General features: G+C 58.2%; 12 protein-coding genes. 7 read left to right on the top strand and 5 right to left on the bottom strand.

What is annotated here, in order from left to right; genetic code table 11:
* The first annotated feature begins 134 nt into the window (after nucleotides 1–134).
* Nucleotides 135–2357: an NADP-dependent isocitrate dehydrogenase gene (locus BKA12_RS07190; protein WP_183641920.1), complete on the top strand. Its 2223-nt coding sequence runs from the start codon at nucleotides 135–137 to the stop codon at nucleotides 2355–2357.
* 402 nt (nucleotides 2358–2759) lie between these two features.
* On the opposite strand, the gene BKA12_RS07185 is transcribed toward BKA12_RS07190, so the two are convergent.
* Both BKA12_RS07185 and BKA12_RS07180 read right to left on the bottom strand, forming a co-directional pair.
* Nucleotides 2760–4229, bottom strand: coding sequence for a glutamate-cysteine ligase family protein (locus BKA12_RS07185; RefSeq protein ID WP_183641917.1), 1470 nt, complete (start codon nucleotides 4227–4229; stop codon nucleotides 2760–2762).
* A 45-nt stretch (nucleotides 4230–4274) separates the two neighbouring features.
* Nucleotides 4275–4796: a gamma carbonic anhydrase family protein gene (locus BKA12_RS07180; RefSeq protein WP_183641915.1), complete on the bottom strand. Its 522-nt coding sequence runs from the start codon at nucleotides 4794–4796 to the stop codon at nucleotides 4275–4277.
* Nucleotides 4797–4967: 171 nt separating this feature from the next.
* Between BKA12_RS07180 and glyA the strand changes: the two genes are divergently transcribed.
* The 3 genes from glyA to BKA12_RS07165 all read left to right on the top strand — a co-directional run bounded on the left by glyA (nucleotide 4968) and on the right by BKA12_RS07165 (nucleotide 9120).
* Complete coding sequence (gene glyA / locus BKA12_RS07175) at nucleotides 4968–6254, top strand: serine hydroxymethyltransferase (RefSeq protein ID WP_183641912.1); 1287 nt, start codon at nucleotides 4968–4970, stop codon at nucleotides 6252–6254.
* Nucleotides 6248–7138 carry a bifunctional methylenetetrahydrofolate dehydrogenase/methenyltetrahydrofolate cyclohydrolase gene (locus tag BKA12_RS07170; protein WP_183641911.1) on the top strand — a complete coding sequence of 297 codons (891 nt, stop codon included), beginning with the start codon at nucleotides 6248–6250 and terminating at the stop codon, nucleotides 7136–7138. Before glyA ends, BKA12_RS07170 begins: the two co-directional genes overlap by 7 nt.
* A 185-nt stretch (nucleotides 7139–7323) precedes the next feature.
* Nucleotides 7324–9120, top strand: coding sequence for a hypothetical protein (locus BKA12_RS07165; RefSeq protein ID WP_183641908.1), 1797 nt, complete (start codon nucleotides 7324–7326; stop codon nucleotides 9118–9120).
* 123 nt (nucleotides 9121–9243) lie between these two features.
* On the opposite strand, the gene BKA12_RS07160 is transcribed toward BKA12_RS07165, so the two are convergent.
* From BKA12_RS07160 to BKA12_RS07150, 3 genes are all read right to left on the bottom strand, one after another.
* Nucleotides 9244–10785, bottom strand: a complete 1542-nt coding sequence (locus tag BKA12_RS07160; RefSeq protein WP_183641906.1) for a catalase — start codon at nucleotides 10783–10785, stop codon at nucleotides 9244–9246.
* Entirely contained in the window at nucleotides 10775–11299 is a 525-nt protein-coding gene (locus BKA12_RS07155) for a Fur family transcriptional regulator (RefSeq protein WP_183641903.1), read from the bottom strand. Before BKA12_RS07155 ends, BKA12_RS07160 begins: the two co-directional genes overlap by 11 nt.
* Before the next feature lie 128 nt (nucleotides 11300–11427).
* Nucleotides 11428–12708, bottom strand: a complete 1281-nt coding sequence (locus BKA12_RS07150) for an MFS transporter (protein ID WP_183641900.1) — start codon at nucleotides 12706–12708, stop codon at nucleotides 11428–11430.
* 161 nt (nucleotides 12709–12869) lie between these two features.
* On the opposite strand from BKA12_RS07150, the gene BKA12_RS07145 reads away from it, so the two are divergent.
* The 3 genes from BKA12_RS07145 to BKA12_RS07135 are packed head-to-tail and all read left to right on the top strand — an operon-like array spanning nucleotide 12870 to nucleotide 15539.
* Nucleotides 12870–13811, top strand: a complete 942-nt coding sequence (locus BKA12_RS07145) for an ABC transporter ATP-binding protein (RefSeq protein WP_338087461.1) — start codon at nucleotides 12870–12872, stop codon at nucleotides 13809–13811.
* The gene (locus BKA12_RS07140) at nucleotides 13804–14700 is read left to right on the top strand and encodes an ABC transporter permease (RefSeq protein WP_420826510.1); all 897 of its coding nucleotides are present in this window, start codon (nucleotides 13804–13806) and stop codon (nucleotides 14698–14700) included. Before BKA12_RS07145 ends, BKA12_RS07140 begins: the two co-directional genes overlap by 8 nt.
* Entirely contained in the window at nucleotides 14697–15539 is an 843-nt protein-coding gene (locus BKA12_RS07135) for an ABC transporter permease (RefSeq protein ID WP_246361620.1), read from the top strand. The genes BKA12_RS07140 and BKA12_RS07135 overlap by 4 nt, the downstream gene beginning before the upstream one ends.
* The last annotated feature ends 9 nt before the right edge of the window (nucleotides 15540–15548 follow it).

Genomic DNA, 15548 nt, shown 5'->3' with positions numbered 1-15548 from the left:
ATTCTGTCCGCAGAAGTTTTTTCACGAATTCTGATTGGAGCGGGGCGGCTCGGTAGACTTGCCCCGCTTGGATCTACCACTGTCCGAACACGTGTCCAACACGGACATACCGTCCATCAGGGAGGCGCCAACCCATGGCGAAAATCATTTACACCCACACCGACGAAGCCCCAATGCTGGCAACTTACTCTTTCTTGCCAATCGTTGAAGCCTTCGCATCCGCAGCAGGTGTGGAAGTTGAGACCCGCGACATCTCGCTGGCCGGCCGTATCATCGCCGTCTTCGGTGACTACCTCAAGCCAGAGCAGCAGGGTGCGGACGCGCTGTCCGAACTTGGCGTGCTGGCCAAGGCTCCTGAAGCTAACATCATCAAGCTTCCAAACATTTCTGCTTCCATCCCCCAGCTGAAGGCTGCGATTGCAGAGCTGCAGTCCCAGGGCTTCGACGTTCCGGATTACCCGGATGAGCCATCCAGCGACGAAGAGACCGAAGTTCGCGCTCGCTACGACAAGATCAAGGGTTCTGCCGTAAACCCAGTGCTGCGTGAAGGTAACTCTGACCGCCGCGCGCCTTTGTCTGTGAAGAACTACGCACGCAAGAACCCACACAAGATGGTTGCTTGGACCAAGGAGTCCAAGACCAACGTGGCAACCATGGATGCTGACGACTTCCGCTCGAATGAGAAGTCTGTTGTCATTCCTGCCGAAGACACCTTGACCATTCGCCAGGTGCGCGCTGACGGAACCGTCAAGGTCCTCAAGAACGACCTCAAGGTCATTCCGGGCGAAGTGATTGACGGCACCGTTCTGCACGTTGCTGAATTGGACGAGTTCTTGGCTGCACAGGTCAAGCGCGCCAAGGAAGAAGACGTCCTCTTCTCCACGCACCTCAAGGCCACCATGATGAAGGTTTCTGACCCGATCATCTTCGGCCACGTCGTGAAGGCTTACTTCTCCGAGCTTTTCGAGACCTACGGACCACAACTTGATGCTGCCGGTCTTTCTGCCAACGATGGCCTTGCCGCCATCTTGGGTGGACTCGATGAGTTGCCAGAGGACGTCAGCGAAGGCGTTCAGGCTCTCGTCAAGAAGGGTCTTGAAGAAGGCCCACGCTTGGCAATGGTTGACTCAGACAAGGGCATCACCAACCTCCACGTTCCTTCCGACGTCATTGTCGACGCTTCCATGCCAGCAATGATCCGCCAGGGTGGACACATGTGGGGCCCGAAGGGTGAAGAGGATGACACGCTTGCTGTGCTTCCAGATTCTTCCTACGCCGGCATCTACCAGGTTGTTATCGATGACTGCCGTGAAAACGGTGCTTTCGATCCTGTAACCATGGGAACCGTTCCTAACGTTGGCCTTATGGCTCAGGCAGCTGAAGAGTATGGATCTCACAACAAGACCTTCGAAATCGAGGGTGACGGCTACGTTCAGGTCGTTGACAGCTCCGGCGCTGTGTTGCTTGAGCACCAGGTCTTCGCTGGTGACATCTGGCGCGCATGCCAGACCAAGGACATCGCAGTTCGCGACTGGGTAAAGCTTGCTGTGACGCGCGCTCGCGCTTCCCAGACTCCAGCAGTGTTCTGGTTGGACAAGAACCGTGCACACGACGCTCAGCTCATCGCCAAGGTGACCGAGTACCTCAAGGAGCACGACACCGAAGGCTTGACCATCGAGATCATGTCTCCGATGGAAGCTACCAAGTACACCATCGACCGCATCCGCAAGGGTGAGGACACCATCTCCGTTTCGGGCAACGTGCTTCGTGACTACCTCACGGACCTCTTCCCGATCCTCGAGCTTGGTACCTCCGCCAAGATGCTCTCGATCGTTCCATTGCTCAACGGTGGCGGACTCTTCGAGACTGGTGCTGGTGGATCTGCTCCAAAGCACGTCCAGCAGCTCGTCAAGGAAAACCACTTGCGTTGGGACAGCCTCGGCGAATTCATGGCACTTGCCGCTTCGCTTGAGCACCTCGCCAACACCTCTGACAACAAGAGCGCACAGGTTCTGGCCGACGCTCTTGATGCAGCAACCGGCACGTTCTTGCTCGAGAACAAGTCCCCATCCCGCAAAGTTGGCGAGATCGACAACCGCGGCAGCCACTTCTACTTGGCACAGTACTGGGCCAAGGAATTGGCAGCTCAGACCACGGACCCGAAGGTCGCCGAGATCTTCGCACCAGTTGCTGAAGCTTTGATCGCAAACGAAGACAAGATCAACCAGGAACTTCTTGAAGTTCAGGGTCAGCCAGTGGACTTGGGCGGCTACTACCGTCCAAACGAAGAGAAGGTCACGAAGGCCATGCGCCCATCCGCGACCCTCAACGCCACGATCGACGCACTTCGCAAGTAATTCATGCGTGAGTAATGAGTTCTCGGGCCAGCTCGGCTGGTTCGAGAACTAAAGCTCGAAGGGCGCTTGCCTCACGGAATGTGAGGCAAGCACCCTTCTCTTGTGTCTGAGGATTTCTTGTAACTGCAGCCTAGTGTTTCGTAACTGCAGCCTAGTGTTTTGTAACTGCAGCCTAGTGTTTTGTAACTGCAGCCTAGTGTTTTGTAACTGCAGCCTAGTGTTTTGTAACTGCAGCCCTGGCTTATGTAGCGGCGTTTACTTTCACCATGTGAGGCCAATACTCGACGACCAGCCCCATGTGAGAACGCTTTACGACAGAAGTATCGCGAATCCTTGTCGTGAAGTGATCTCACATGGGGGTGGGCATCGCGGGGTCCCGGGGATCCGCGACAGCGGGTGGACCTAGCCGATCTTCCATGTGTGCACCGGCTGAGAACTAAGCATGTTCTCGTTGTAGAGGCGCGTCATCTCGGCGATGGCGACCTTGCGATCCAGCCCGCGCTCTTCCAAGACGCGAAGCGTCTCGATCTGCCAAGCGGCACCGTTCTGCTCGGTGTGGGCGCGTTCGTACAAGATCTTCAGGTAGCGATCGGCTACTGCCTTGTCCACGCCGAGATCCTCCAGGCCTTCGGCGGCAAGCGGCAAGAGGTGGCGGATGATCAGCTCAGTCACTGGGATCTCGCCGAGTCCTGGCCAGTACACGTTGGCTTCCAAGCCATAGCGCGCGCAGTCTAAGAAATTGTCTGTGGCCGTCTGGAATGACATGCGGGACCATAGTGGCCGGTCCGCGGTGCGGAGCGCGCGCATGAGTCCGAAGAAGAACGCAGCGTTCGCCACGGTGTCCACAACAGTGGGGCCAGCGGGAAGGAGACGGTTCTCAAGTCGCAGGTTGGGGAAATCTCCGCCTGGATCGTAGATAGGACGGTTCCAGCGGTAGACCGTTCCGTTGTGGAGGCGCAGCTCGTGGAGCTGTGGCGCGCCGGAAGCGGTGGTTTCAGAGCGCTTGCGGGACAGCTCTGGCAAGAGTGCGGGGAAGTACCGGACGTTCTCTTCAAAGAGGTCCAAGATGCTGGTGATCCATCGTTCGCCGAACCACACGCGCGGACGAACGCCTTGATTACGCATCTCGGGTGGCCGCGTGTCAATGGACTGCTTGAACACTTCGATGCGGCTCTCGTGCCACAACACGCGTTCCATGAACATGGGGGAGTTGGCCGCCAACGCCACTTGGGCTCCGGCAATGACTTGAGCCGAATTCCAGACGGGCGCGAACTCTTCGGGGGACACCTGCAAGTGCAATTGCACCGACGTGCAGGCGGCCTCCGGAGCGATGTTTGCGACGTAGAAGCTGAGGCGCTCTTGCCCCACGATGTCGATCAAGACATCTTCGCCTCGAGCCTGCAACACCGAGGTGTTCAACGCTGCGTAGCGCTTGCCCGGACTAATCCAGTTCTTGGAGTGGATGAAGTCCTGATCCAAGGTCGGCAGGATTCCGACCAACAAGATGTTGACGTCAACGTCCTTCGCCGCGGCGACCGCATGATCGAGCTCGTGACGTAGTGACTCCTCCAGATTCAGAAGGCCTCGGCCTTCGATCTGGACGGCGTCATGGTTGAACTCAATATTGAAGGCGCCGATCTCGGTTTGAAACGCGGGATCGGCGATCGCCTCAAGAACTTCGGTGTTCCGCAACGCCGGCGTGAAGTCCGGGTTGGCAAGGTTCAATTCAATCTCGAGGCCAATGCGGCGTACGGGATCGAAAGCACCGGAACCGAGGTACCGTGCGAAGGTCTCCAAATTGACCATGAGCCGCTCGCGATAGCGAGTACGTTGCTCACGAGTGAAGCTTTTTGCGTTGACTTCAGCGCCCATGAGTAGAGCGTAGTGGTCTACGTCTCATTGGCAAAGAATGCGGAATTAGTCCTCGTTGGCGATGCGGTGCTTCGCGATGAGCTGCAAGTACACGTCGGCGTTGTGCTTGAGTCCGGCGACTTCCTCATCCGAAAGCTCGCGGCGCACCTTGGCAGGGACGCCAGCCACGAGTGAGTGCGGCGGGATGACGGTTCCTTCGAGAACCAGCGCGCCTGCGGCCACGAGGGATTCAGATCCTACGACGGCGCCGTTCATGACTGTTGCGCTCATGCCAATGAGACAATTGTCTTCGATGGTGCAACCGTGGATGACGGCCGAGTGACCGACGGACACGTTGTCACCCACAGTGCACGGGAAGTCGGTGTCAGCATGCAGCACGACGTTGTCCTGCAAGTTGCTACCGGCACCCACGCGGATAGGAGCGGAATCTCCGCGCATGGAAACTCCATAAAACGCTCCCGAATTTTCGCCGATCTCTACGTCTCCGGACAGGACGGCAGTGGGCGCAATAAAAGCTGATTCAGCGACGGTTGGAGTGACGCCGTCAATGGTGATGATGTGAGCCATAGCTCCCACTGTAGTAGCCGCCGTCGCAAAGAAAATAATGGGAGGGGAGCGGCGTCGTCGTACTCAAAAAATATTGCGAAGGTATCACTAGCTGTGACATAGAAACTGAACTGAGGCATCTCAGAATGTAGGCTGAACATAGCCACACCTAACTCAACTACAGGAGTTTTCATGTCCACTCAGTCTGTGACGAACCGGTCGCTTGCAGAGGTTGATCCGGAAATCGCAGCAGTGCTCAAGGATGAGCTCGGCCGCCAACGCGATACGTTGGAAATGATCGCCTCGGAAAACTTCGCGCCACGTGCCGTTTTGGAAGCTCAGGGCTCCGTTCTGACGAACAAGTACGCCGAAGGTTACCCGGGAAAGCGCTACTACGGTGGTTGCGAATACGTGGACGTCGCCGAGAATCTTGCCATTGAGCGTGTGAAGTCCGTTTTCGGCGCCAAGTTCGCCAACGTTCAGCCTCACTCGGGTGCTTCCGCCAATGCTGCCGCACTGTCCGCCATGATCAAGCCAGGCGACAAGATGTTGGGCCTTTCCTTGGCACACGGCGGTCACTTGACCCACGGCATGAAGTTGAACTTCTCCGGCAAGCTCTACGAAGTTGCCGCGTACGAGGTTGAGCCAGAGACCTTCACCGTTGACATGGACAAGCTGCGCGAGCAGGCCAAGCGCGAAAAGCCACAGGTCATCGTTGCCGGCTGGTCCGCTTACCCACGTCAGCTCGATTTCGAGGCTTTCCGCTCCATCGCTGACGAAGTCGGCGCACTCTTGTGGACGGACATGGCTCACTTCGCCGGTCTGGTTGCAGCGGGTCTTCACCCGAACCCAGTTCCGTTTTCTGACGTGGTTACCTCCACGGTTCACAAGACCTTGGCTGGTCCACGTTCCGGTGTGATCTTGTCCAACGACGAGGCCATCGCCAAGAAGATCAACTCCAACGTCTTCCCAGGTCAGCAGGGTGGACCGCTCATGCACGCGATCGCGGGCAAGGCTGTTGCATTCAAGATTGCTGGCTCCCCAGAGTTCAAGGAACGCCAAGAGCGCACCTTGCGCGGTGCCAAGATCCTGGCCGAGCGCCTCACCGGGAGCGATGTTACCGAAGCAGGCGTCTCTGTCCTCACCGGCGGCACCGACGTTCACTTAGTGCTGGTGGACTTGCGCCACTCTGAACTGGACGGCAAGCAGGCCGAAGACTTGCTCCACGAGGTGGGCATCACGGTCAACCGCAACGCTGTTCCGTTCGACCCACGCCCGCCGATGGTCACCTCCGGCTTGCGCATTGGTACCCCGGCTCTCGCGACCCGCGGTTTCGGCGATGCAGAATTCACCGAAGTCGCAGAAATCATTGCAACGGCGCTGCGCGACGGTCAGAACGCTGACCTCGAAGCCCTCAAGGCTCGCGTTGTGAAGCTTGCTCAGGAATTCCCGCTCTACGAAGGACTCGAAGAATGGTAGAAACCACCGCGCGCATTCTTGACGGCAAGAAGGCTGCCGCTGAGATCAAGGAAGAGCTTCGCAAACGCGTTGCCGCGCTCAAAGAAAAGGGCGTCACTCCGGGACTCGGCACCATCCTGGTGGGCGAAGATCCAGGTTCTAAATGGTACGTCGGCGGTAAGCACAAAGACTGCGCCGAGGTGGGCATTGCGTCCATCCGCGTAGATCTGCCGGAAGAGACTACTCAGGATGAGATTCTTGCCAAGATCAAGGAACTCAACGAGGACCCCAACTGCACTGGTTACATTGTGCAGTTGCCGTTGCCAAAGCACGTTGATCAGGACGTCATTCTTGAGGCGATTGATCCTGACAAGGACGCCGATGGCCTGCATCCCATGAACTTGGGACGCTTGGTGGCGAACGTCAACAACCCCATGACCTCCCCGCTTCCATGCACGCCGAAGGGCTGCGTGGAGCTTCTTGCCCGCAATGACATTGATCTGAACGGCAAGAACGTGTTAGTAGTGGGACGTGGCGTCACCATTGGCCGCCCCATCGGCCTCTTGCTGACGCGCCGCAGCGTGAACGCAACCGTCACCCTTGCTCACACAGGAACCACGGATCTTGCAGATCACTTGTCCCGCGCTGACGTGGTGATTGCGGCCGCTGGTAGCCCGCACATGATCAAGGCTGAAGAACTCAAGCCGGGCGCCATTGTGCTCGACGTGGGTGTGAGCCGCGTTGACGATGGCAACGGAAAGGCCGTTGTGACCGGCGACGTTGAGCCTGACGCCTACGATGTCGCATCCTGGATTTCCCCGAACCCCGGGGGAGTTGGTCCGATGACCCGAGCTATGCTCTTAGCAAACGTTGTAGAAGCCGCCGAACGGTCCCTCGAGGCCTAACAATCGGTGCAAAAGTGCCCTTTCCACGAATCGCAAGACTCATGGAAAGGGCATTTTTGTTGCCAAAACACTTGTACCTGTCCACTTCGAACCCTATGTTTACTGTGTAACTCCCAAGGGATAAATGGTAAACAGTTATCTATAGCAGTTTTGATTTGCACGGCAGTACCGCTCTAGGAGGCGTCATGACGCAAGAACAAATCATGTGGCTAGTCATTGGAATTGTTGTAGTCCTGCTCTTGATCTGGCTGATTTCATCAGCCGTCAGCAGGAAGAAGCGGGCGCAGGCTGAGCAGGATCGCATTGAGGCCGCTCGCCTTCGCGAGGAAGCTCAAGCTCGCGAACTTGAACTCAAAGAAAAGGAAAACGCCGCACGACGCGCTCAGCTCGAAGCCGATGAGGCAGAGGTAGCCGCCGCGAAGCGCCGCAAGGATGCCGAAGCGTTGAACAACGATGCTGAGGCCAACCGCGCCGACCTTGAAGACATCCGCCAGAAAGCAGACGCCCTGGACCCTGACACGGACACTCCTGCTTCCCGCCGTGAAGTTCGTGAGGCACGCGCCGCCGCTGAGCAGGCTCGCGCCGAAGAGCCTACGACGACGTCTTCACGTCCAGGTGCCGGACTTGCAGCTGGTGCTGGCTTGGGTGCCGCCGCCGGCGCAGGCGCTTATGCCGCGTCCAACCGCGACGATTCCGTACGCGCGGACGAAGCGGACATCAATAACGACGACGTTGCTCGCGTTGACGCAGCACGTGACGAAACCTTCCGCGACGATGCGCAGAGCGATCCAGATCGCTACCGCGCGAACGATGTGAACCCTGTGTACGACACCAACCACGTTGATGATGTAAACCGCGTGGACACCACGAGCACTGAGAGCTCCACGAAGTACCAGCGCCCTTCAGAGCCTGAGGTGGAGGAATACCGCGAGCAGCGCGAAGAACGTCGCGATTCAGGTCTTGCAGCGGGAGTTGCAGCCGGTTCGGCAGGCGTAGCTGGTGTAGCCGGCGTTGCCGCAGCATCTGACCGTGCCGATAACGATAACGAGCTCGCTGATTCGACGAACTATGACTCGAATCGTGACGACTCCACCTACGACTCCAATTACGACTCCAACCGTTACGACGCAACTTCCGAAGGTGACCTGAACTCGGATGTTGGGTCCGATCCCTACTCCAAGAGCTACACCGATCCATCTGAGTCTCCAGTTGCTGCTTACCAGCAGACCAGCGAACAGACTGTTGAACAGGACATTGATTATTCATCTGAGGATGAGACCTTCAGTGGAAAGCATGCCGCTGAGGTAGAGCAAGAAACCACCGCGCCGGTAGCTGCTACGACGGCCATTCCTGTAACCAATGTCGATCAGAACGATCAGAACGATCAGAACGATCAGAACGATCCTTCGACTAAGGACCCATTCGCGGACTTTGATTCACGTAGGGACGAAGATTTTGATCGTGCCTCTTTCAGTGACGAGCCACAGTCGCAGGGTCAGGTGCGTGGCGTTGATGATGAAGACGAGTGGTCACGCGACGTCGAGCGCAACAACTACGCTGCTGATGCTTTCCGCGAAGAGGATGAGCAGAACGTCGCTTCCGCTTCTGAGTCTTCGTTGGAGACCAATCAGGGTGATCCTCGCGTCAACTTCAGCCAGGAAGATCTTCACGGCGAACGCGTGGACTCCTACGGAGAAAACAGCGAAGTCCTCTCCGACGGAGAGCGCCAAGAGATTGCTGCAGACATTGAAGAAGACCGTGTGATCGGACGTTACAAGTTTGATGACGCTGACGGCAATGGCATCGATGATGAGTGGGACGATGCCGCTGGCGAAAACCCTGACCAGCCACGCACGCTGGGCGAACAGCTCGTCGCCGAAGCCGAAGAAGAGCGCACGGTGCTGGAAGAGCACGGCATTGATCCTGATGCTGACAATGCTCGCGAGCAGCTTCGTCGTGACGAAGAAGGCCGCACCAGCTAGCCAGCTAACTAAAGGCTCGGCAACGTTTCGGCAAGAAGCCTCCAAGCCCTAACGAAAAGGGTCCCGTTCCCACAGATGTGGGAACGGGACCTTCTCTTTGATCTAGAGAACTAGACCTTCAGACTAGGCGCCTGCACCGTCAACGGTTGCGTTGCCTTCAGCCTTTGGGTTGTCTGGATCTCCGCCAACAACCGAGTCGCCGCCCTTGGTAAGTGCTTCGGCCTGGATGCGAGCGCCGAGGTCGGCGTCGATGTTCTTCCAGTACTCGAAAGCCTTGGACTGAACAGGCTCTTCAACGCTGGAGAGAGCGCCACCGACGGTCTCAACAACGCCGGCACGGATCTCGTCGGTCCACACTTCCCGAACCAACGTGCCTGCCTGGCCGAAGTCGTCGTCCTCAGCGTGCAACTCGTAGGAGGAACGGACGAGCTCGCCGTCGTTCTCCCAGCCGTTGTCTACTGGGCCGGTCTCGTCGCTCCACGAGTCACCGAAGGAGTTCGGTGCGTAGACCCGGCGGTCACCCGTGTGCTCGTACCACATGTTGCCTTCGAAGTTGTAGGTGTGAACTTCGTTGATTGGGCGGTTCACGGGCAACTGCTGGAAGTTGGTGCCAATGCGGTAACGCTGAGCGTCGGCGTAAGCGAAGTTACGGCCCAAGAGCATCTTGTCTGGGGAGTTGCCCATGCCTGGAACCATGTTCGCTGGTGAGAATGCAGCCTGCTCAATCTGAGCGAAGAAGTTCTGCGGGTTCTCGTTCAGGGTGAGCGTTCCAACCTTGATACGTGGGTAGTCCTTCTTGGACCAGATCTTGGTCAAGTCGAACGGGTTGAAGCGGTAGGTCTTGGCATCCTCGTACGGCATGATCTGAACGTGGAGATCCCACTTGGGGAAGTCACCGTTCTTGATGGCGTTGAAGAGGTCGCGGCGGTGGTGCTCGGCGTCAGCGCCGGCGAACTTCTCGGCCTCTTCGTTGGTGAGGTCTGCCTGACCCTGCTGGGAAATGAAGTGGTACTTCACCCAGAACTTCTCGCCAGCTTCGTTGACCCACATGTAGGTGTGCGAGCCGTAGCCGTTCATTTCACGCCAGGTCTTTGGCAAACCGCGGTTACCCATGAGGTAAGTGACCTGGTGTGCCGACTCAGGGTTCTGCGTCCAGAAGTCCCACTGCATCGTGTTGTCGCGCAAGCCGGAATCTGGCAAACGCTTCTGGGAGCGGATGAAGTGTGGGAACTTCATAGGGTCGCGGACGAAGAACACCGGGGTGTTGTTGCCCACGAGGTCGAAGTTGCCTTCGGTGGTGTAGAACTTCAAGGCGAAGCCGCGAACGTCGCGCCACGTGTCAGGGGAGCCAAGCTCGCCAGCAACGGTGGAGAAACGAAGTAGCGTGCGGGTGGATACGCCTGGCTGGAAAAGAGCAGCCTTGGTGTACTTCGAAACGTCTTCGGTGGTTTCGAAGACACCGAATGCACCGGATCCCTTTGCGTGCGGACGACGCTCTGGAACGTTCATGCGGTTGAAGTGTGCAAGAGTCTCCACCAAGTGGTGGTCGTGCAAGACGATTGGTCCGTTAGCTCCGACGGTCAGCGAGTTGCGGTCGCTGACGGCTGGGATTCCAGCCTGAGTCGTTGAGCCCGTGGCATGTCCGGCAGTGTTCTCAGTAGTCATCACTGTCTCCTTCATGTTGGGGTTTTTCTGAGTGGGTGTTGTTGCCCCGAGCCGCACATTCAGCGCAAATGCCTCGGAACAAGACGTCGGCCACCAAGATGTTCATCTTGAGACCGTCCGGCGGAGTGAGGCATGGAGCGTGGCCAACGGCGCACGCGACGTCCTCGACGCGTCCACACGAAATGCAGACGGCGTGATGGTGATTGTCGGCTATTTCGGTTTCAAAGCGAGCGGGATGCCCGGGAAGATCTATCCGCCGCAAAAGACCGGAATCCACGAGATCGTTGAGCACCACGTAAGCGGATTGCAACGAAAACTGGGGAAGCTCGGTCAGGGTTTCGCGGTGAATTTCTTCCGCGGTGGCGTGAGGATGCCGACGGGCAGCCTCCAGCACGCATAACCGCTGCTTTGTGACGCGTCGACCCACGTGGCGTAGGGGTTGAGCCCAATCCACGTGCTCCGCAGACTCACCCACTGGGGGTAAAGCCTGAGCAGATTTGTTGACGTAGGTCATATCCCCATACTGCCATATTCTGAATGATTCAGGATAGTGCTGCCGAGAACGTGAAGGAGATCCCCGTCAAACGTCCACCTGAATGACGAGCTTCAGAAGTTCGGAACCAGAGCGCGGGTGGGTGGGGCTTACTTTCGCCTCTTGCGAATTGACTTCTCAGCACCGCTGATCAACAAGAATCCTGAGGCCATGACAATTGCTGCGCCAGGACCCAAGGGTGCTGCAAACACACCGGCCAAAAGCGGCAAAGCAACCTGGCCAAGCCGGTTGCCCATGAGGCGAACGGCAAGTGCCGATCCGCGCCACGCGGGTGGCACAGACGTGGACACTTCGGTCATGGTCAGTGGCTGACCGAGACCGAGGAAGATGCCACCAAACAGCATGCAGAGTCCGCAGAGCAAAAGCGTCAGCTCGCCACCGTCGGCTGGCGGGAACATCGCCATGAGCAGCGGCGGGATCACCAGAGCTAAGCCCGCACCATACAAGGACCACAGCAACAGCGAAGTGTGAGACAAGCGGGAGGACAACCACGGCAATAGCACACGGGACACAATGGACGCGGCTCCGCGCAATGCCAGCAAGAGGCCCACGGCTGCCGGGCTCACGCCTACCTCCTCAGCAAGCAGTGGCAAGAACGCCGTCAGGATGTCCAGCATGCCCAAGAGCGCCAACGACGCAAACATGTGGGACATGACGCCGGGACGCTTGAGGATGTTGCACATGGTTGGCTTCGTCGTCGTCATTTCGCGGGTATCGCTCGAGCCGCCGGTTTTCGGGGAGGTGCGGCGCGGCGTCGTACCGGAAAGTGTTTTCGGCGACAGGAAGAGCGGCGCGGCGGCGAGCGTCAGCCCGCAGCCAACCCAGAGCGCAATATTGACGCTATCCAGGCGGTCTGCCGCATCCGAAACGAGCTCTGAGCCGAGAATGATGCCAGCCAGTAGTGGGCCGATCATCTGGCCCACGGAAAATGCCGCCGTAAACCAGCCGAATCCGCGGTCCATTTCGGCGGGCGAGGATCGCCGTGCAATTGCGGCCTGTCCGCCGATCGTGAAGAGCAAGTGACCCAGGCCAAGGACGGCGGAGAAGATCGCGATCAGAATGAAGCTATTGCCCAGCGCAATTCCGGCCGCGCCAATCGCCAGCACCACCGCGCCCAGGGCCACCATGGGGCGCAGATTGTTGAGGCGGTCGGACATCCGGCCCAGCCAAATCGCTGCAAAGAGCGGGACGAGCGCGTAAAACGCCGTCACCACGCCAACAAGGAAGGAGTCTGCCCCGAGGCCCACGAGTTTGTAGGTGGTGACGGGGCGAATGAGATTGAGGCCGCCCTGCGTCAAAACGGCGGACGCGATCAGCAAATAGAGCCATCCACGACCTGACGTATTCCGTGTGGCGGGGGCTTCTGACACGGGCGCTCCTGACCAAGTGCGGGCGGCATTTGAGTCCACTTTAGCGGCATTTTCCAGTACGACGCCGCAGCTCGTCACAGTAGGCACGTTGAGTATCTTGGAGCCTCCGAATGAAATTGATTGATTTGTGCCAATCGGTTAATTGTTCTAGTCTCGACTTTGTGCCAACCATCACACCTCGCCCCACAGTTATCTCCGCTTCCCACCTGCAGAAGCGGTACGGTGACTTCACCGCCGTCAACGACCTCTCGTTCGAAGTTCCCGCCGGTGAATCCTTTGGACTCCTTGGCCCCAACGGCGCCGGAAAATCCACCACCATGCGCATGATCGGTGGTGTCTCGCAGCGCAGCGGCGGACAGCTGACCATCATGGGGTTGGACCCCGAGGAGCATGGTCCCGAGGTGCGCGCACACTTGGGCGTGGTGCCACAGCAGGACAACCTGGACGAAGAAATCACGGTTCGCGACAACCTGATCATGTACGGCCGGTACTTCGGTCTCTCGCGCAGCTACTTGAAGCCCAAGTCCGACGAGCTTCTGGAATTCGCGCAGCTCACGGACAAGGCGAATAACCGCGTTTCCGCGCTCTCAGGCGGCATGAAGCGACGACTGACGATTGCTCGATCGCTCGTCAACGATCCCAAGATTCTGCTCCTCGACGAGCCCACTACCGGCCTCGATCCGCAAGCACGCCACATTCTTTGGGACCGACTCTTCCGACTCAAAGAACGAGGCGTCACGCTGATTCTCACCACGCACTACATGGACGAAGCGGAGCAGCTCTGCGATCGCCTGATTGTGGTGGACAAGGGCCAGATTATGGCCGAAGGCTCGCCTGCCAAGCTCATCCGCGACTACTCGACCCGCGAAGTGCTCGAGCTGCGCTTCGGCACCGAGCGCAACACCACGGTGGAGAGCGAACTTCAGGGCATCGGCGAGCGCGTTGAAACGCTGCCGGACCGTGTGCTCATCTATGCGGACAACGGCGAAGCGGCTCTAGAACAAGTGACCAGCCGGGGTCTGAACCCCATCACTTCGCTGGTCCGTCGTTCTTCCTTGGAAGATGTCTTCTTGCGATTGACAGGACGGTCCCTCATTGACTGATCCACAAGCACCAGCCACTCAGCGGATTGACCGCAGTGGCACGGACGCCGCGGTGCGGCTGTTCAATTCGAGCCTCAAGGCTCACGCGCCTGCGGAGTCTGCAAAGCGAGCCAGAAAATTTGGCACCCTGTACATCGCGGAGGGGCATCTCCTCGCGATGCGCCGCTACATCGACATCATCATTGCGTACTCCGTGGGCAACCCGCTCATGTACTTGTTCGCGATGGGCGTTGGCCTAGCGAGCCTCGTGGATGCGAATAGCGCGAACGCTTTCGGCGTCTCCTACGTCACCTTCATTGCGCCGGCGCTCTTGGTTTCCGCCGCCGTCATGACGGCTGCAGGGGAGTTCACCTACGTGATCATGAGTGGCTTCAAGTGGAACCGGACCTTCTATGGTCCGCTGTCCACGGCCATCACTCCGTACCAAATTAGTCAGGGTCTGCAGCTCGCGGTGACTACACGTATCTTTGCGCAGTCCATCGTGTACTTGCTGATCGTGGTGCTGTTCGGTGCTACGGGCAGTGCGTGGGCTTGGGTATCCGTGCTCATTGCCACGCTCGCCGGCACAGCGTTTGGCTTCCCGCTCATGGCCTATGCCGCGAGCCTCGAAGAAGAACGCGGGCAGTTCCAACTGGTCAACCGCTTTATTGTGATGCCGTTGTTCCTCTTCTCCGGTACCTTCTTCCCGCTGACCACGCTGCCGTGGTTCTTGCAGTGGATCGGCTGGATTTCGCCCATCTGGCACGGCACGGAGCTGTCGCGCGTCTTCAGCTACGGCTATCAAGAGCCGCTGTGGCTCTCGATTGTCCACGTTCTCTATCTGGTGGCACTAACTTTCATCGGCTGGCATTTCTCCCGCCGCATCTTCGCACGGAGGCTTGAGGGATGAGCACGTCAATTCCCACGGTGGATCACAAGGACCTGATGCTCAGCGGCAGCAATCGTCCTTTCGCTGCCCTGTACGGCCGCAACGCCAAGTCCGTCATTCAGCGCGGTCTGCTCGCCACCAAGACCAGCAACGCGTCCATCATGATTTCTGGCTTCGTGGAGCCGGTGCTGTATCTGCTCTCGATGGGCATTGGCCTTGGCTCGATCGTGGGCGACGTGACTGGCCCCGGCGGTCACACCATGAGCTACGCGGCGTACATCGCACCCGCGCTTTTGGCAGTCTCCGCCATGAATGGCGCCATTTACGACTCCACCATGAACGTCTTCTTCAAGATGAATTATGCGAAGTTGTACCAGAACATGCTCTACACGTCGCTGGGTCCACTCGACGTGGCGATTGGTGAGATCTTCTTGGCGCTCTTGCGCGGATTCATGTACGCCACGGGATTCACCATCATCATGTGGTTCATGGGACTCATCACGCATCCGGCGGGTCTGCTCATGGTTCCGGCGGCCGTGCTCATCGCTTTTGGCTTCGCGTCTATCGGCATGGGTATCACGAGCTACCTGAAGACGTTCCAGCAGCTGGACTGGATCACTTTCGTGATGCTGCCAATGTTCCTCTTTTCAGCGACGTTCTACCCGCTGTCCGTGTACCCGCAGGCCATTCAGTGGTTCATCCAGGCCATGCCGTTGTGGCACGGTGTGGAGCTCTTGCGTCAACTCTCGATCGGCTATTTCACCCCCGGCATGCTGGTGCATGTGGGGTACTTCGTGCTGATGATCGTCGTGGGTGTCACGCTGACCACGCGCCGTTTGCGTGCGTTGTTCTTGCGCTAATTACTTGGA

The organism is Neomicrococcus lactis (genome assembly GCF_014200305.1).
GTDB classification, from domain to species: domain Bacteria; phylum Actinomycetota; class Actinomycetes; order Actinomycetales; family Micrococcaceae; genus Neomicrococcus; species Neomicrococcus lactis.
This window is presented reverse-complemented; position numbering and strand designations above follow the sequence as displayed.